14 protein-coding genes are annotated in these 18,081 nt (G+C 39.7%); 11 read left to right on the top strand and 3 right to left on the bottom strand.

The features are described 5' to 3' along the window. Window positions 1-63 precede the first annotated feature (63 nt). The 5 genes from dmsA to PR709_RS17970 all read left to right on the top strand — a co-directional run bounded on the left by dmsA (window position 64) and on the right by PR709_RS17970 (window position 6,298). Entirely contained in the window at window positions 64-2,508 is a 2,445-nt protein-coding gene (gene dmsA / locus PR709_RS17990) for a dimethylsulfoxide reductase subunit A (protein WP_036942829.1), read from the top strand. Between the two features lie 11 nt (window positions 2,509-2,519). Then, window positions 2,520-3,137, top strand: a complete 618-nt coding sequence (locus tag PR709_RS17985; RefSeq protein ID WP_272571076.1) for a DMSO/selenate family reductase complex B subunit — start codon at window positions 2,520-2,522, stop codon at window positions 3,135-3,137. A gap of 1 nt (window position 3,138) precedes the next feature. Then, window positions 3,139-3,996: a DmsC/YnfH family molybdoenzyme membrane anchor subunit gene (locus PR709_RS17980; RefSeq protein ID WP_014657405.1), complete on the top strand. Its 858-nt coding sequence runs from the start codon at window positions 3,139-3,141 to the stop codon at window positions 3,994-3,996. Window positions 3,997-4,103: 107 nt separating this feature from the next. Next, entirely contained in the window at window positions 4,104-4,718 is a 615-nt protein-coding gene (dmsD, locus tag PR709_RS17975; RefSeq protein ID WP_004917365.1) for a Tat proofreading chaperone DmsD, read from the top strand. 260 nt (window positions 4,719-4,978) lie between these two features. Further along, window positions 4,979-6,298 carry a polysaccharide deacetylase family protein gene (locus tag PR709_RS17970; RefSeq protein ID WP_004917363.1) on the top strand — a complete coding sequence of 440 codons (1,320 nt, stop codon included), beginning with the start codon at window positions 4,979-4,981 and terminating at the stop codon, window positions 6,296-6,298. Window positions 6,299-6,393: 95 nt separating this feature from the next. On the opposite strand, the gene PR709_RS17965 is transcribed toward PR709_RS17970, so the two are convergent. Then, window positions 6,394-7,299, bottom strand: a complete 906-nt coding sequence (locus tag PR709_RS17965) for a LysR family transcriptional regulator (RefSeq protein ID WP_004917362.1) — start codon at window positions 7,297-7,299, stop codon at window positions 6,394-6,396. A 97-nt stretch (window positions 7,300-7,396) separates the two neighbouring features. Next, the gene (locus PR709_RS17960; RefSeq protein WP_272571075.1) at window positions 7,397-8,377 is read right to left on the bottom strand and encodes a nitrilase family protein; all 981 of its coding nucleotides are present in this window, start codon (window positions 8,375-8,377) and stop codon (window positions 7,397-7,399) included. A gap of 1,254 nt (window positions 8,378-9,631) precedes the next feature. Here PR709_RS17960 and PR709_RS17955 point away from each other — a divergent pair. The 6 genes from PR709_RS17955 (at window position 9,632) to PR709_RS17930 (ending at window position 15,606) form a co-directional block, all read left to right on the top strand. Then, window positions 9,632-9,934 carry a helix-turn-helix domain-containing protein gene (locus PR709_RS17955; RefSeq protein ID WP_004917356.1) on the top strand — a complete coding sequence of 101 codons (303 nt, stop codon included), beginning with the start codon at window positions 9,632-9,634 and terminating at the stop codon, window positions 9,932-9,934. Window positions 9,935-10,055: 121 nt separating this feature from the next. Beyond that, window positions 10,056-10,616 (top strand): fimbrial protein, encoded by a 561-nt coding sequence (locus PR709_RS17950; RefSeq protein WP_004917353.1) that lies wholly within the window; start codon window positions 10,056-10,058, stop codon window positions 10,614-10,616. A gap of 305 nt (window positions 10,617-10,921) precedes the next feature. Continuing rightward, on the top strand, window positions 10,922-13,321 hold the full coding sequence (locus tag PR709_RS17945; RefSeq protein WP_272571074.1) for a fimbria/pilus outer membrane usher protein: 2,400 nt from the start codon (window positions 10,922-10,924) through the stop codon (window positions 13,319-13,321). Between the two features lie 11 nt (window positions 13,322-13,332). Next, the gene (locus tag PR709_RS17940; RefSeq protein ID WP_004917351.1) at window positions 13,333-14,061 is read left to right on the top strand and encodes a fimbrial biogenesis chaperone; all 729 of its coding nucleotides are present in this window, start codon (window positions 13,333-13,335) and stop codon (window positions 14,059-14,061) included. Window positions 14,062-14,070: 9 nt separating this feature from the next. Further along, entirely contained in the window at window positions 14,071-14,622 is a 552-nt protein-coding gene (locus PR709_RS17935; protein WP_014657408.1) for a fimbrial protein, read from the top strand. A gap of 15 nt (window positions 14,623-14,637) precedes the next feature. Beyond that, on the top strand, window positions 14,638-15,606 hold the full coding sequence (locus tag PR709_RS17930; RefSeq protein ID WP_004917347.1) for a fimbrial protein: 969 nt from the start codon (window positions 14,638-14,640) through the stop codon (window positions 15,604-15,606). 68 nt (window positions 15,607-15,674) lie between these two features. On the opposite strand, the gene PR709_RS17925 is transcribed toward PR709_RS17930, so the two are convergent. After that, on the bottom strand, window positions 15,675-17,321 hold the full coding sequence (locus PR709_RS17925) for a fumarate hydratase (protein WP_004917343.1): 1,647 nt from the start codon (window positions 17,319-17,321) through the stop codon (window positions 15,675-15,677). Window positions 17,322-18,081 lie beyond the last annotated feature (760 nt).

Here is an 18,081-nt window from a genome sequence, read left to right as displayed (position 1 = left end):
TATTCCGTTTTGTTGGAAGTTTACTTTTTAACATTTAAAGCAAATTAATTGAGTGAGTTATGTATGGCAAATATAAAAGAGAAAGCATCCGTTTTTGCTCCTCTTACCCGTCGTGGCTTTGTTAAGGCCGGAACTATCACGGGTTTGGCAGCAGCGGCTGGAGGGTTCTCTCTGCCTTTCAGCGCCTCCGCTGCCGCAGAGCAAAAAACAGCGACGCCCACCGGAGAAGAGAAAGTAGTTTGGAGTGCATGTACTGTAAACTGTGGAAGCCGTTGCCCATTACGTATGCACGTCGTTGATGGTGAAATTAAATACGTCGAAACCGATAACACGGGTAATGATGTATATGAAGAACTGCATCAAGTACGTGCTTGCTTACGTGGACGCTCAATGCGACGTCGCGTGTATAACCCAGACCGCCTACGCTACCCCATGATGCGTGTTGGTAAACGTGGTGAAGGAAAATTCAAACGTATTAGTTGGGATGAGGCTTTTGATGTTATCGCTAACAACATGAAGCGCTTAATCAATGACTACGGTAACGAATCTATTTACCTAAACTACGGTACAGGTACGTTAGGTGGCACGATGACAAAATCATGGCCACCGGGTGCAACATTAATTGCTCGTTTGATGAATTGCTGTGGCGGTTATTTAAATCACTATGGTGACTATAGTACCGCGCAAATTGCCGCAGGGCTGAACTATACCTATGGCGGCTGGGCTGATGGTAATAGTCCTTCTGATATTGAAAATTCCAAATTGGTCGTGATGTTTGGCAACAACCCGAGTGAGACGCGTATGAGCGGCGGCGGGGTAACCTATTATGTTGAACAAGCTCGCGAAAAATCGAATGCAAAAATGATCATTATCGATCCCCGCTATACCGATACAGGCGCTGGACGCGAGGATGAATGGATCCCGATTCGACCGGGAACAGACGCGGCGTTAGTGAGTGCGCTTGCCTATGTGATGATCAAAGAAAACTTAGTCGATCAGCCATTTCTTGATAAGTACTGTGTGGGCTACGACGAAACGACAATGCCTGCTGGGGCCCCGAAAAATGCACATTATAAAGCCTATATTTTAGGTGACGGCCCCGATGGACAAGCAAAAACGCCTGAATGGGCAGCTCCTATTACAGGTATCCCTGCTGCACGTATCGTGAAACTCGCCCGCGAGATCGGCATGGCGAAGCCTGCTTATATCGTTCAAGGTTGGGGGCCTCAACGTCGCTCTAACGGCGAATTAGCCTCTCGCGCGATCGCCATGCTCGCTATTTTAACCGGTAATATCGGGATTAATGGTGGCAATACTGGTGCTCGGGAAGGGTCGTACAGCATTCCCTTTGTTCGTATGCCGACCTTAACCAATCCAGTCAAAACCAGCATCTCAATGTTTATGTGGACCGATGCCATATTACGTGGCACTGAGATGACAGCGACCCGCGATGGCGTCCGTGGTAAAGATAAGCTTGATGTGCCGATTAAGATGGTGTGGAACTACGCAGGAAACTGCTTAGTGAATCAGCATTCAGAGATTAACCGCACTCATGAAATTTTACAGGATGAATCTAAATGCGAAATGATTGTGGTGATTGATAACCACATGACAGCCTCAGCAAAATATGCGGATATCTTGCTGCCTGATTGTACCGCATCGGAGCAGATGGATTTCTGTATGGATGCCTCGGCGGGCAACATGTCTTACGTTATTTTTGCTGATCAGGCGATTAAACCTCGTTTTGAAAGCCGCAATATCTATGAAATGACGAGCGAAATTGCTAAGCGTATGGGCGTTGGTGAGCAGTTCACCGAGAATCGAACCCAAGAGGAGTGGTTACGTCATTTATACGAACAATCTCGCGAAGCATTGCCTGAATTACCAACATTTGAAGAGTTCCGCGCACAAGGTATTTTCAAAAAACGGGATCCGAAAGGCCATCATGTTGCCTATCGTAACTTCCGTGAAGACCCCGTTGCGAACCCACTGACGACACCGTCAGGTAAAATTGAGATCTACTCTTCCCAATTAGCTGAATTGCAAAAAACGTGGGAGCTAGACGAGGGAGATGTGATCCACCCATTACCTGTTTATTCACCGGGTTTTGAGCAATATGGCGACCCACTTATGGATAAGTACCCATTACAGTTAACAGGTTTCCACTATAAATCACGTACTCACTCTACTTATGGCAACGTGGATGTTCTGAAAGCCGCCTGCCCACAAGAGTTGTGGATCAACCCACAAGATGCCGCAAAACGGGATCTTAAGCATGGTGATTTAGTCCGCGTTTTTAATGACCGAGGCGAGGTACGTGTGAAAGTGAAAGTCACACCACGTATTGTTCCGGGTGTCGTTGGTTTGGGTGAGGGGGCTTGGTATGACCCAGATGGTAACCGTGTGGATCACGCTGGAAGTATTAACGTGTTAACCACCCAACGCCCATCGCCTTTGGCGAAAGGGAACCCATCACATTCTAATCTTGTTGAAGTTGTTAAAGCTTAAGGATGTCAGTTATGTCAACGCAATATGGTTTTTATATCGACTCAAGTCGTTGCACTGGCTGCAAAACCTGTGAGCTAGCATGCAAAGACTTTAAAAACTTATCTCCGGAAGTTAACTTCCGCCGCATCTATGAATATGCAGGAGGAGATTGGACCGAGCAGGATGGTGTATTTGGGCAGAATATCTTTGCCTATTATCTGTCAATATCTTGTAACCACTGTGATGATCCTGCTTGTACTAAAGTATGCCCAAGTGGCGCGATGCATAAACGTGAAGATGGCTTTGTTATTGTCGATGAAGAGGTGTGTATCGGTTGCCGTTACTGTAGTATGGCGTGCCCTTACGGTGCTCCACAATTCGATGAAGTGAAGGGGCATATGACAAAATGCGATGGCTGTTATGAGCGAGTGGCAGAAGGTAAAAAACCTATCTGCGTTGAGTCTTGTCCATTACGAGCACTGGATATGGCGCCTATTGAAGAGCTACGCGAAAAATATGGGACTTTAGCGGAAATCGCGCCATTGCCATCGGCAAAATATACGCATCCAAACATTGTCTTAAAATTGAATGCCAATAGCCGTCCTGTCGGAGATACCACTGGGCATCTGGCTAACCCGGAGGAGGTATAATATGGGATCGGGAATTCATGAATGGCCATTGATGTTTTTCACGGTGATAGGCCAAAGCGTGGCGGGTGCTTTTATTTTTATGGCAGCGGTGATACTCAGTGGAAAACTGTCAACAGAGCTTAACCGTAAAGTGCATTACAGCATGTTTGGTTTGTGGCTATTGATGGGGATAGGCTTCCTATTATCCACGACACATATGGGAACACCGTTACGCGCTTTCAACTCATTTAATCGCTTAGGGGCATCATCACTGAGTAATGAGGTAGCGAGTGGGGCGCTGTTTTTTGCCTTGGGCGGTTTTTACTGGCTTCTGGCGGTGCTTAATAAAATGCCAGCGGCACTCGGCAAATTATGGCTATTAGTCGTGATGGTCATGGCAGCAGTCTTTATTGTTGCAACATCTCGCGTTTACCTGATTGATACTGTTCCAACTTGGAATAACAGCTATACCACCCTAAATTTTGTCTTAACGGCATTCCTTGGTGGCCCAATCTTAGCTGCACTGTTGTTACGTATCGCTGGGTTTGATTTGCAATGTATTCGCCGTATTCCTGCATTGAGTGTGGTTGCATTACTCGTCAGTGTATGTGTGGCAATCACCCAAGGCTTTGATTTGGCAAGTATAGAAACACCCGTACAAAAAGCGGTCGACCTAGTGCCAGATTATGGAATACTCATGGATATTAAAATCGTTGCCATCGCAATGGGGTTAGGTTGTTGGATAATGCCATTAGTGGCAAAACGTAACCCTTCTGTGATTAATATGGGGATCGGTTTTTTATTCGTGCTCGCAGGTGAAATCGTGGGGCGTGGTGTTTTTTACGGCCTACATATGACCGTTGGTATGGCGGTTAATTAAACTGAGAAGAAGGCTTAGTGATTTACTGCTAAGCCTTTTAAACTATTTGTGGTTAAATCAAGGCAAACAGCCGTTAAGTATCGAATAATAAGCGAATAAAATACACCATGAGTGAACAAACTTTAAATTCTATCTCTTTGACAGCACGCGTACTCGGTGCTGCCTTTTATTATGCACCGAATGATATCCAAGACATTATCGCATTGCTATCAACGCCACAATGGGCGGAAGAGTGGCCGTATGGCTCTGAGGAGCAAAAGCAGGCGATCGCCGATAAAATGGCAATAATACAGACAGATAATGAAACATTGGATGACGCATATCAGCGGCTATTTATAGGCCCATATGCGTTACCAGCACCACCTTGGGGATCTGTTTGGCTCGATAAAGAGAATGTGATTTTTGGTGAATCAACATTGCAACTACGCGAGTGGATGCAACATAACCAGATTGATATTTGTTTAACGCAAAATGAACCAGAAGATCACTTTGGCTTATTATTAATGATGGTCGCATGGGTGGCAGAAAATAACCCTGCCAAACTCAATGAACTGTTGGCTCAACACATATTGCCTTGGGGTGTGCACTATCTTAATAAAATGCAGGCAGATGCCCATTTTCCTTTCTATGTCGGACTCGCGGAACTTGCCCATTTGACGTTAGTGAATTGGCAGCAATCGCTTGATGTGAAAGCGGCTGAAAAGGCAATTTTCTATCGTTAAATATGATTAAATTTGTGGTATAGCCCTGAATGAAAGGGCTATATCAACATAGCGAATACGACCCACCACTATCGCCCCCTCCACTAAAAATTGGTTATTCGTTATACGAATTGAGACAATGATGAGAATACACTGAGTGTGTTATCTCTCGTCATCATCTTATTTAGATAAATTATTTTTTGTAAAGTATAGGGATAATAGCTATTGAGTCGGTTTAGAATAAGCCGGTTTTTTTCTCTGGTCGTTATTATGGGTAGAGTATGCGTAATCAGTCGTGGATATTATTTGTTATTTTCATTTTTTTATTGATCCCAAAATCATTTGCTCTAACACCGCCACAAAGTACAGAAGATTGGCAATTGGCTGATACCCCACCAACACTCATGCAGATTAAACAGAATGAGACGATTTTTGCGCCTATTGCTGGGGAAATGAAAGCCGTCGCCGAGCTTTATTCTGAACATGGTTTCTATATGTATGAGCCTGCTGGTGATTATCGACCTATGCAGTTTGGTAATGATTATGCTTATGTGAACACAGAAGAAGTATCACCTTTAAAACCACGCTTAAAACCGGAAGACGATAGGTTAAATGACTTAAATAACCCTATCTACAATTATCTGATCACGACACAAAACACATTAGTCTATCGCTCAGCAAAAGCAAATAGCCAGCCAATCGCGATGCTATTTGGTAATTTGCGTTATCCCGTGTTGGATCGGATGATCAAAACAGAAAAAAATGGTGAAAAAACAGCTTGGTTAACCATTCGCTTAGGTGACCGCTTAGGGTATATCAAATCAGATGAGGTTGAGATAGACAAAGGGATACCGGTTCTCACTTATCATCACTTACTCAAAGAAAGTGAGAATAAAAAATTTCAGCATACATCGACGACCACTTCTGTCGAGGCATTTCGCGCCCAAATGGATTACTTGAAGCAGGCGGGTTACCAAACACTGTCATTATCTGATCTTGAGGGATATTTAGATAAATCGGTTAATTTGCCTGCTAAATCGGTGGTGTTGACGTTTGATGATGGCTTGAAATCGGTTTATCGCTACGCGTATCCAATTTTAAAAAATAACCATCAACAGGCCACATTGTTCGTTATTTCTTCGCGTATTAAAAGTGTGCCGCAAAAGTGGTCGGCAGATGGTTTGCAATTTATGAGTAAGCAGGAAATTAAAAGTAGCCAAGATGTGTTTAATATTCAGTCACACACGCATTTCTTACATAAGCTAGATGCTCGTAAAAACCCTGTTATTTTTAGTCGCAAAGAGCATACTATTTTCTTAGATTTCCAACGCTCTATGCATGCTTTACAACCATTTACCCGTGAGCAACGTTATTTAGCCTATCCATTTGGTGGTTTTAACCAAACGGCAATGAACGCAGCAAAACAAGCAGGAATGCACCTTGCTGTAACGACTATACAAGGCAAAGTACGCTTAGGGGATAACCCATTGGCATTAAAAAGATTGTATGCACTAAAAACAGATCCTATCGAAAAGTTCGCTCAGATGGTGGGGAACCGCAGTGATAATATCGTCAATAAAAATATTGTGGTTGATAGGTAAGCATAGCGACGAATAATAAAGGAAAGCGAATGCGCTTTCCTTTATGGAATTACGATTAAGAAGCCTGACATGACCATAGCAATCACTAAATAGTATTATTTTAGACTCGGGCTATGATTGAAACGAAGCATAGTTTCTTTAAGTAGTGTCATAATGGTATTTTGCCAAGGCTTAGGCAGTGCTAATGACCAAACTACATCAATATTCCACATAGCCGATGGGCTGTCTTCAATGGGGATAAAAGCCACATCGTGGCGGCTAATATGCCTTGAACTATAAGGAACTAAACTGACTCCCACACCAGCGGCAACCAGTGCGATGATGGTTTGAATATCGCTAGCCTCTTGTACCGGCTCTAATGAGATCCCCTGTTGGCCCAGGAACCGTTCGATTTGATGTGATAGTCCGCTACCTCTTTCTTTACGCAGCGATAAATAAGGGTGCTTTATTAATAGCTGTTTCACGGGGTCATCACTGAGTTGTGATGTCGAAATGGCGAGAGCCAAGGTCTCTTGTTTTAACGGGTGCACTGTAAAATCTGTAGAAAATGCAATTTCAGGACGGCGTAAAAATGCAACCTGTAATTGGTGATTTTCTAATTTTTGCGACATGATATCTGACGGCATATCATCAAAGTAAATCGTTGTCTGTTTTAAATGTTCTCGCAAACGCGCAACGAAAAAAGAGGCTTCTTGGAACGTTGATATGCCAAATCCAACATGAATAGATTTCGGGAATTGGGTACTCAATTCGCTTGCTCGGTTCAAAAGTAGCTCAGCTTGAGATAATACTTGTTGCGCAAAAGGGAGCAGCTTACGACCATTTTCAGTCAGTTGTGCACCATGTCGACCTCGTTCAAATAACGTTATTGAGAGCTGTTGCTCTAACAGTTTAATCTGCTTCGTTAGTGCGGGTTGGGTGATACACAATTGGGATGCAGCCGTATGGTAGTTTGCCGTGTCAGCTAAAACAACAAAAGCACGTAATAATCGGGTATCCATTACGCCTCATCAGTAAATTTATCAGTCATGTTAACTTGTAGAGACCCTGAATGGCGTCTCTACAAGTATATTATCCATTTAAGGAAATGTGCTGTTGTTATTTTGAAATTGCGACAGGCTTATCAGCAAATCGCACACTTCGCGCATCACGCTCATAACCCATTGTTTTTGTCAAAATATTATACAACTCAGGGCGACGGCCTGACATCCAGCGGCGACCAGTTGACATTGGAAGTAAGCTTAAGTCTAGCTCGGCGATCACCATATCATTATCAATAGCACCGCTTTCGTTGATAATACGACCATATGGGTCGATGATCATGGCATTACCTGTACGGACTTCATCGTCATCTAAACCAACGCCATTACTGAAAATGTAAAAGACGCCATTATCATGGGCGCGAGCAGGTAACCAACGCATTAACCAGCCACGACCATGCTCCCCTTGAAAGGCTTCTCGTAATGCTTCAGGATCTTTTTCTCGGTTCTCCCATAAAGGAAGAGGAATTGGCTTCATGCTGTATGGGCTACGGGAATGAGTTCCCCCCGTTTGGTGTGGTGCTAAAATAATATCAGCTCCCATTAATGCGGTTGCTCGTGGGTTCTCGACTAAATTATTATCCCAACATATTAAGATCCCTGCTTTCACTCCCCACGGCGTATCAAACACAGTGTAGCTATCGCCTGAATGAATACTTGGATGCTCAAAGGCATGTAATTTCCGATGGGCGTGATACGTGCCATCAGGCATACAAGCAACCCAAGTATTATAGCATTTATCATCTAAGCCTTTTTCAATTAACCCCACGCCAATGATCATATTAAGCTCTTTTGCACGTTGGCGGATAGGTGTTAATGATGGGCTATCATGTAAAGTTTCACTGAGCTGATAGACAGCTTCGCTAGGCAGCTTAGGCACGTGCCAATAACCTGTAATGCACATTTCTGGCAGCACAAGTATTTGCACATCTTGAGATGCGGCCTGATCGATAAATGCATGGATCTGTTTTAGGTTATAAGCCTTATCAGAGGCTTTATGTTGGAATTGTACGGTGGCGACTCGAATTGGTGTCGACATAGGGTATCTCCTCTCTTACGATGAGTAGATAACACCATATAATTTGAGCTAGGTATAATGAGATATTCTCTTATTCGATAACCAATGGTTATTAAATGGCTTCCGCACAAAATAGCGATTTATTTTCCATGATAGTGAAAAATGATCAGCCAATTTTTACTCCAATCTTATTTAGAAGCATAGTATTTCACTCTATAAGACGGCCAAAGCTATTGGATTTTTTGTTGCTTTATCTGTAAAGGCATCGATAAAAAAATATTTCAAAGAACGTTAGCATTAGTGCTAGCTTAAGAATAGATTGTTTTATATCTCTCTATTCTCTCTATCAATTTTTAGGTTTTAAGTCAAACTATCTAATAAACTCAGGATTAACGTTTTTTGAGCTTATTGATGGTTGATAACGAATAGTCTTTTTGTGCTATTTAACGTCAGCCAAATATAGCTATTACAGCAAATAGAAACATTCAATATTACTTTGTTACACTTAGTAAAAACTATATGTTGTTGATTATAAGGGGTTATATATTTTTTCACAAGAGAGGGTATTAGTAAAAACTACTAATAAGTTTACTTTGTATCAAATGTAACGATTGAAAACCACCTAACCCCTACTAAAGGAAGTTAAAATGCAAATAAGAGCAATAAAGCGGATGTTTAACATATTTTATACTCCTATACCGAGTATGATTTTGCTACTAAATTTTTTACTTGTTCACATAAGATAAAATAAATAAACCACTGGCGATGGTAAAATAATTAGAATCTAAAAAGAATGATTAAATTTGAATTTTTGAATATATTTTATAAATTATTCTTATATTTCAACAATAAAAAAGCATTATTGAGTATAGTTGGTTAGTACTCTTAATTCGTTATTAATATTCTATTCTTTTCTATGTTTACAACGGTGGGGGGTAAAATGAATTAATGTTAAATATCATCCGTTTAAAATAGATTTATTATTTTAGGGGGATAATAAAAACATAATAAAATATGAATAGGTTTATTGAGGCATTATTCTTTTTTTTAATAGATGTTTTTGATAGGTTTTGTCTAATTTGATTGATCGTATCGATCGTTACAAACAGTTTTACTTTCGAGCAATGCGTTCTATAATCACTCCAAATTAGACCTTTACGATTATCTCTATTTCTTAAGTAGGGATAAATTAAAATAATAATAATAAACAAATGAGCTTTTATTGCTTTATCCATGTCATTATTGACTATTTTAAATTAGGTCGGGTCTTAATAAATGAAAAATGTAAACCAGATCGTTGGTAAAGAAATTCGCAAAAGAAGAAAAGAATTAGGGCTTTCAGGTGCTGAACTTGCTGGATTAGTTGGTATCAGTCAACAGCAAGTTTCACGCTATGAAAGGGGTGAATGTAATATTACATTAGATAATCTTCTTAGTTTGGCTAAAGCACTTGAAACCGATTTGATCTGTTTTTTTAACGATGAAATCTTTTCAATAGAAGGTCGTGTTGAATTAATAAATGACAATGAAATTAAAAATAACCTTGTGAATCATATGGTAGTTAATCATTATCTATAAACTTCATATTACTACTTCATAGCCTTCCTCAGCCACAACATAATAATAAATTTCTGCCTAACGATTTTTATCGTTAGGGAGTTTATGTACGTTAGTCTTTTGTCTTAAATAGGAAAATGAAATGAAATTTGTTAAAACCATATTAGCTACAACTATTGTTGCTTCATGTGCTACTGGAGTTGCAAATGCAGCTATTGACCAAGGAAGTGGTGTTATTAACTTTACAGGTAAAGTCATTAATGCACCGTGCAGTTTACCTGGCGATGGAACAGTTAATGTCGATTTAGGTCAAGTCGCGAATAAAGTATTAGAAACGGGCAATAAATTTAGCCAAAGCGTTCAGTACACTATTGCATTAGAGAATTGTGATCTGGCTGCGGTGACGGGTGCAGACGACAAAGTGCTTTTCCCTGCGGTCAGTAAAGTGAAAGTGACATTCTCTGGTACTCCAGATACCACGAAAAAGGATTTATTGGCTAACACGGGAACATCGAAAGGTGTTGGCGTTCGCCTAATTAACGCAGACGGTGCAGTCATGAAAGTTGGGGATACCAGCGTTGAAATGCCACTGGTGAATGGTGCGAATAAATTAACATTTAGCGCACGCGTTGAAGCAAATGGTAATAAGGTAGAAACAGGTAGTATTATTTCTCAAGCAACTTATGCCTTAAATTACCTATAATTTTTCACATTATACTTAAAGTTATTTTATTCTTTATTAAGAATGTAATGGCTTAATGAGTTTTATTACTCTTGATAGTGGTAAAAGCTATTCCGTTTGTTATTTAGATAAAATGTGAATTATTTTGAGTACATATCAGTAACAGGCATTTATTTGCCTGTTGCTTTTCCCCTTGTTTTGATTAGTTTATCTATTTGACTGGGATTATCATGTTTTTGTCGCTTCAACCAAATATGAATAAATTATTATTCTCTATTTTTCTTACACTGTCGGTATCAAGTGTATCTAATGCAATAGAGTTTAATATGAATATTATTGATGCAAAAGATAGAGACAACATCGATCTCAGTCAATTTTCCAATCCAGATTTTGTACCTGCAGGTGAATATCTTACAGACATTACATTAAATGGTCGTAAGTTATCTGGACAATATTTCATTAAGTTTATTGAAGTTAATAAAGACACTTCAGCACTCTGTATTACGCCTGAAATGATAGAGCTTTTTTCCTTAAAAACGAGCATTAGGAATAAAATATTACAGGATAAGCGTAATCAGTGTATTGAATTGCCTAAATCAATGAACATAAATTATGTTTTCGATAAAGCAAACCAAAATATTCTATTTTCAATCCCTCAAGCTTGGTTGGAATATGATGACCCTTACTGGGTGCCACCATCGCAATGGGATAATGGAATTGCAGGTTTATTAATAGACTACAATCTATTTACTAACTATTCTGCGCCAAAAAATAGCAATGAAACCTTTAGCGCCAGTAGCAACGGAACGACGGGGGTGAATTTAGGTGCGTGGCGTTTCCGTGCTGACTATCAATATCAATATAATCGCTCACAAGGTAAAACAAACCAACGATTTGATTGGACGCAATTTTATGCCTTTAGAGCCTTCCCTGAATTAGGGGCAAAAATTTTATTAGGAGAGTCATATTTAAGAACGGAGCTCTTTGACAGTTTTCGTTTTGTTGGCGCGTCGATTTTTAGTGATACTCGCATGTTACCCCCTTCGATGCGTGGTTATGCGCCACAAATTTCAGGAATTGCCAAAACGAATGCAATGGTCACTATTACTCAAAATGGGCGTGTGATTAAACAAGCTCGTGTTGCACCAGGGCCTTTTAATATTCAGGACATCACCGAGGCGGTACAAGGTACGTTAGATGTCACCATTCAAGAGGAAGATGGCAGCCAAACACAGTATCAAGTCACCGCGGCATCGCTGCCTTTTTTAACGCGGCAGGGGCAATTTTTATATAAGCTTTCAGTGGGGGAATCTAGCCCATTTGGCCGTTCACAACGTACTAAACCGCGGTTTATTGCAGGTGAAGCCTCTTATGGCCTTTTTAGTCGTACATCCTTATTCGGGGGAGTGATTGCCACGCTTAATAACAACGAATATCAAGCCATTAACGTTGGTATTGGGCAAAACATGAACCAGTTCGGCGCTCTTTCATTTGATATTACACGCGCTAAGGCGAAGTTAAATAATTTGGGGACTTATTCAGGAAATAGCTACCGCTTAAATTATTCTAAACGATTTGAATCCACTAACTCACAGATCACCTTTGCGGGTTATAAGTTCTCGGATAAAGCATTTTTAACCATGCCGCAATACATTGATGCTGCAAACGGTATGTTGGATTTTAGGCGAGATAAAAATGTGTATACCGCATCCTTTAACCAATATATCAGTTTATTGGATGCCACCTTATATCTTAATGCGTCTCACCACCAATTTTGGAATAGTGAATCAACCACGACATTTGGCATGAGTCTGAGCAAAATATTTAACCTTGGTAATATCAGAAATATGTCAGCAACATTGTCATTAAATAAAATAAAGTACCAAGAAACGGATGATAACCAAGCGTATTTATCACTCTCTATTCCGCTAGAAAGTGGTGCCTCTATCAGCTATGACCAGCAATATGCGAATGATGGCAAAGAGTTAAATCAATCAGTCGCGTATTACAGTGAAAACATTAACAACAACTATTGGAGCTTACGTGCTGGGGGCGATAAACGTCAACTTGGCCGAATGGAGCCTAGTATCAGTGGTAGTTATCAGTACTCATCGGCTTATGGTGTATTAAATCTCAATGCGACTGAAAATGTGAATGCTTATCGAGCCTTCGGCGGAAGTTGGTACGGCTCCATGACGGCCACGAAATATGGTGCGGCGCTTCATCGTAATGGTACTAGTAATGAACCTCGGGTAGTCATTGATAGTGGTGATGTTGCAGGAATTTCTATTGATAATGGCCAGTCGGTGACTAATCGCTTTGGTATCGGTGTCGCGACTAATTTAAATAGTTTCTCTAATTCAGATGTGTATATCGATATGAATACGTTACCTGATGATGTTGATGTCAACGACAACATTATTGGTAAGACTTTGACGGAGGGCGCGATAGGTTATCAAACCATTCGAGCCAATCAGGGAAAACGTATATTAGCCATTATTCGTATGGGAAATGGGAAATATCCGCCATTAGGCACCAGTGTTATAGAAGCCAACTCAGGGAGAGAGGTCGGCATTATTGCTGATAATGGGATTGTGTATTTAACAGGGATTACTCCTACTGAGAAATATACCGTTAAGTGGGCGGGTGGAAATGAACAATGCCAATTAAGTTTTACCAATTTTTCTGGAAAAGAACAAAGTAAAGTTTTGATCCCCTGCCTTTAAAGGAAATTGTTATGAATAAATTATATAAAGGCACTGTTTGCCTTTCATTCGTGTTTATCAGTGTGCAAACCGCATTTGCCGCAATCAATATCGATCGCACACGGATCATTTTTCCCGGTCAGGATAAATCAGTCAGTTTAGTTATTAATAACCAAAGTAAAACATTACCTTATCTTGCTCAGTCATGGATGGAAGATGATAAGGGAAATAAGATTGCAGAGCCTTTTACGGTGCTGCCTCCGATGCAGCGAGTTGAGCCAAATACGAAAAACCAAATAAAAATTATTAAGACGGAGGCAATAGATAAATTGCCCCAAGACAGAGAATCGCTATTTTATCTGAATGTCCGAGAGATCCCGCCAGTTTCAAATAAAGAAAACGTGGTGCAAATTGCAATTCAAAGTCGCTTAAAAATGTTCTATCGACCAGCTCAAATTGAAAATAATAGCGATAAAGTTTGGGCGAAAGAATTGAAATATACTCATTCCGGTAACCGTTTATTGATTGAAAACCCAACTAAATATTATGTGACTTTGGGGTATTTAAGTAGCAACACGACCAATAATTTTCCTGATTTTGAAAGCGTTATGATTGCTCCAATGTCAAAGGAAAGTGTCACAGTTCCTACAACGCCATTTAAGCAATTATATACAGGTTATATGGATGATTATGGTGGTATGAAAATGTTGACTTACCAATGTGCTGCGTCTGTTTGTCAGTTGGCTAACGAAAGTAAATAGGTGCTGGCAATGAGAAATTGTTATATATCAATAAGCCTTTGTATTTCTTTGCTGCTAAGTAGCTGGGTTTATGCCGATAGCAGCATGATGAAGGGCGATCTTAATTTTACGGGGCAAGTCATTTCATTGCCTTGTAAGATCAGTTTTTCTTCATTGGATCAAAATATTGATTTAGGACCAATTTCTCTGAATTTCTTTAATGAAATAGGGGATAGAAGCCCTAAGCAAGAGATCAAGTTAAAATTTGATGATTGCATTTTTCCCTCTTTTAATCGTGATGATAGAAAACCGGTTGTTCGGCTAATGTTTATTTCTGAGCCAACAAAAAGCTCAGACCGTGATTTATTTGGCGGCAAGACGATATTAGAAGGATATGGCATCCGATTAATGGATAAAAATGGCAATATTGTACCTAATGGAGAATATCGCAATTACTCTATTTATTTCGATGATAATCAGCAAATTACACTTTACTCAATGTTAGAAAGCTACCTTCCTCGGAAAGACTTAACCATAGGTAATATCAAAGCACAAATTATGTTGAGCATTGCCTATCTTTAATAAGGTGTATAACTCATGATACACAGATTTATTAAGCACAGTGGATTATCGCTTTTATTGTTATTGGTATTTTTTAGCACAAAAGCATTTGCATTAGATTGCGTGGAATATGGTACAGGTGATGTTATTAAACCTCCGGTTCCTGTTGGACAATTAGCCATTCCAGCAGATACACCAGCAAATACTATTATCTGGCAATCAGACCCAATGACGGTGACCGTTTATTGCAATAACGTATTAGGTAACGCGGTTGACGTTGTTCATATGTATTTTAACCCGACCTCCCAAAAGATTGGTGCAGGGCTATTGTTGGGGGCGAATTACAAGGGGGAACAGTTAGAAAGAAATCAGCAGCGTGTCAATTTAGGCACAAATCCTATTCGTAAAGGCCAAAGTGTGACGGTCACTGTGACTTTCACTCTGTATATTAAAGTGACGGGGGTCGTTCCACCATCGGGGAATTATAATGGGGATAACCAATTTACGGTTTTCCAATTTGATGGCAGTGGGGGGATTAATACTACGCCTGGAGCTAAAAACCTAAGATATTCAATTTCAGGATTACGTGGGATCCGTTTTTTGAAATGCGGAGCCGATATTAAAGTGTTTCCAGAATCACAACAAATTGATTTTGGGCAATTAATGGTAACGGATCTTAACCAAGGGAAAGAATTTAAAAAACAATTCCAAGTACAAGCGGTGAAAAGAGGTTGTTTAGATAATTTCTCAATGAATATTAATTTTGAAACGACTGAACAGCTTAATGGAGAATATGCGATTGACTTGAAAAATGGTACAAACTTAACGCTCTTTGACGATAAAAATAATCGAATGAAGTTCAACTATTTCCAGTTTTTCGGTACGTTAGCGACAGGCAGCACTTCAGTAACACGTAATTATACAGCATCAATTAAAAAAGTTGCGCCAACAGTAAATACGGGGAAATTTAATGCCTCAACAGTTGTACGAATAAATTATTATTAGCGACGATACCTGTTTATTTATCGCATCAAAAACGGCGACCATAGAGTAGGTCGCCGTTATTTTTTTGATTATTTAATACACTTTTTACATGTTTGGTCTTGTACCTGTTCGAAGAAATTATTGCCTTTATCATCAACTAAAATAAAGGCTGGCAATCCTTCAACTTCCATTTTCCAGACGGCTTCCATTCCCAATTCAGGGTATTCAAGGCAACTTAAACTTTTTACATACTCTTGCGCTAAAATTGCTGCTGAACCACCAATACTGCCTAAATAGAATCCTCCGTATTTTTTGCAAGCATCAGTAACCACTTGGGTGCGATTACCTTTTGCCAGCATGAGCATGCTACCACCGTGGGATTGGAATAAATCGACATACGGATCCATGCGATTCGCCGTTGTGGGGCCTAAAGAGCCAGAAACTTTACTTTCTGGTTTTTTAGCAGGACCCGCGTAATAAACCATATGATCTTTAAAATATTGTGGTAGTTCCTCACCCTTATCTAAGCGCTCTTTCAGTTTCATATGGGCAATGTCACGAGCAATAATGAGTGGGCCGCTGAGTGAAACACGGGTTGAAACAGGGTGCTTACTGAGCTCTGCTAAGATAGCTTTCATCGGTTGATTGAGGTCGATGTGAACCACTTTAGCTTCATTATGTTGGCGTAAAGATTCAGGGATATATTGGGCTGGGTTCTGCTCCATTTTTTCAATCCATAAACCCTGTTTATTGATTTTGGCTTTGATATTACGGTCAGAAGAACATGAAATGGCCAAGCCAATTGGGCAGGAGCCTCCATGACGAGGTAAGCGTATGACTCTGACATCATGCGCAAAATATTTACCACCAAATTGTGCACCAAAACCAAAATGACGAGTTGCTTCAAGTAGGGTGTTTTCTAATTCAATGTCTCGAAATGCTTGGCCGTGTTCATTACCGGATGTAGGCAGATTGTCATAATATTTCGTTGAAGCAAGCTTGGCTGCTTTTAATGTTGCTTCTGCTGAAGTACCACCAATCACAAAGGCGATATGGTATGGAGGGCAAGCAGTGGTTCCTAATGCCTTCATTTTTTCGATAAGAAATGCTGTTAGCTTGTTTGGTTCTAAAATCGTTTTGGTTTCTTGAAATAGTGCCGATTTATTGGCTGATCCTGCGCCTTTATTAACAAACAAGAAATGGTATTCATCCCCCTCGGTAGCAAAAATATCAATTTGAGCAGGTAAGTTAGTACCTGTATTGACTTCTGTATACATATCTAAGGCGGCATTTTGTGAAAAGCGTAAGTTTTCTTGGCGGAAAACATGATAAACACCACGAGATAATAGCTCGGCATCATTACAGTCAGTCCAAACCTGTTGGCCTTTTTTAGCAACAATCGTCGTTGTGCCAGTATCTTGGCAGTTTGGCAAAATACCTTTCGCTGAGATTTCAGCGTTACGTAAGAGTTGTAAAGCCACGTATTTGTCATTTTCACTCGCTTCAGGATCAGACAAGATGGCGGCAACTTGTTTTTGGTGTGCAGTTCTTAGGAAAAATTGAGAATCATGAATAGCCTGTTGGGCAAGCACGGTTAATGCCTCTGGCTCAATTTTTAATATATCCTTACCTGCGAAGGATTCTACAGAAACATATTTATCCGTTAATTGGTAATATTCAGTCTTATCCTCAGATAAAGGATAAAGGGGTTGGTAGAAAAACTCTTTATTAGGCATGTTGTTCACTCACATATCAATTCAATGGAATATCGTTAATAGATTCAGTGAGGGCATATTTATTTTTATAGATGCACTTTAAAGCGGCCCTCAGCGTTATATAAATTGTTAAAGACCAAAATAAGCACACATTAGAAATAATAAATATCGCGTGTCTATCTTGATAAGATGATTATATTCAACGAGATGTGGTGAATAATATGATTTCGATTAATATTATCGATATTACATTTGATTTAAGTTAGAAACTTGCCGAAGGTCACAGAATAATAAACATCGGTTTATTTGGGTTATATGTGATGAATATTATCGGCTATCTATTTTTGACATTCAGTTGTAAAAATGGCATTGAGAATATGACCAAATCGATATCATTTTTATTTTTAATGTTTGGATGTTTTCGATTGTTCTAGTCTATATTTTATTGAACTATAACAAATACTTTGTTGCTTTCTGTTATGAACAATGAAAAGCTAACTTAAGTGTAGTTTTATGTTGTTTTACAATGATTTATTGCTTGGTTTAACTATGGTTAAGTGGCTTGTTTTTATGACAAAGGGAATTCTTTCATTGCGTTTTCATAATGAAATGCAAACAAAGTACTGAAAATGGCTTTCAATTTACACAAACAGTGTTTATCATGCACCACTTAATGAAATTTAAATGGCGCTACTGGTTTTGGGCTTTGCTGGGGAAGTATGAAGAGTAAATCTCCGATAAGCTTACACAGTCTTTAACGGTAGCGGTTCTATCTGCATTA

Origin of the sequence: Providencia sp. PROV267, assembly GCF_028477825.1 — a bacterium.
In the GTDB taxonomy this organism is placed as follows: domain Bacteria; phylum Pseudomonadota; class Gammaproteobacteria; order Enterobacterales; family Enterobacteriaceae; genus Providencia; species Providencia stuartii.
The sequence above is the reverse complement of the archived record's forward strand: the minus strand, read 5'-3'. Positions and strand labels throughout refer to the sequence as shown.

What these genes read in the sequence shown, in the direction of transcription:
- PR709_RS17960 (WP_272571075.1), bottom strand. Translation starts at nt 8,377, where the DNA reads ATGTCGACACCAATTCGAGTCGCCACCGTACAATTCCAACATAAAGCC.
- PR709_RS17955 (WP_004917356.1), top strand. Translation starts at nt 9,632, where the DNA reads ATGAAAAATGTAAACCAGATCGTTGGTAAAGAAATTCGCAAAAGAAGA.
- PR709_RS17965 (WP_004917362.1), bottom strand. Translation starts at nt 7,299, where the DNA reads ATGGATACCCGATTATTACGTGCTTTTGTTGTTTTAGCTGACACGGCA.
- PR709_RS17970 (WP_004917363.1), top strand. Translation starts at nt 4,979, where the DNA reads ATGCGTAATCAGTCGTGGATATTATTTGTTATTTTCATTTTTTTATTG.
- PR709_RS17940 (WP_004917351.1), top strand. Translation starts at nt 13,333, where the DNA reads ATGAATAAATTATATAAAGGCACTGTTTGCCTTTCATTCGTGTTTATC.
- PR709_RS17980 (WP_014657405.1), top strand. Translation starts at nt 3,139, where the DNA reads ATGGGATCGGGAATTCATGAATGGCCATTGATGTTTTTCACGGTGATA.
- dmsD (WP_004917365.1), top strand. Translation starts at nt 4,104, where the DNA reads ATGAGTGAACAAACTTTAAATTCTATCTCTTTGACAGCACGCGTACTC.
- PR709_RS17930 (WP_004917347.1), top strand. Translation starts at nt 14,638, where the DNA reads ATGATACACAGATTTATTAAGCACAGTGGATTATCGCTTTTATTGTTA.
- PR709_RS17935 (WP_014657408.1), top strand. Translation starts at nt 14,071, where the DNA reads ATGAGAAATTGTTATATATCAATAAGCCTTTGTATTTCTTTGCTGCTA.
- PR709_RS17950 (WP_004917353.1), top strand. Translation starts at nt 10,056, where the DNA reads ATGAAATTTGTTAAAACCATATTAGCTACAACTATTGTTGCTTCATGT.
- PR709_RS17925 (WP_004917343.1), bottom strand. Translation starts at nt 17,321, where the DNA reads ATGCCTAATAAAGAGTTTTTCTACCAACCCCTTTATCCTTTATCTGAG.
- PR709_RS17945 (WP_272571074.1), top strand. Translation starts at nt 10,922, where the DNA reads ATGAATATTATTGATGCAAAAGATAGAGACAACATCGATCTCAGTCAA.
- dmsA (WP_036942829.1), top strand. Translation starts at nt 64, where the DNA reads ATGGCAAATATAAAAGAGAAAGCATCCGTTTTTGCTCCTCTTACCCGT.
- PR709_RS17985 (WP_272571076.1), top strand. Translation starts at nt 2,520, where the DNA reads ATGTCAACGCAATATGGTTTTTATATCGACTCAAGTCGTTGCACTGGC.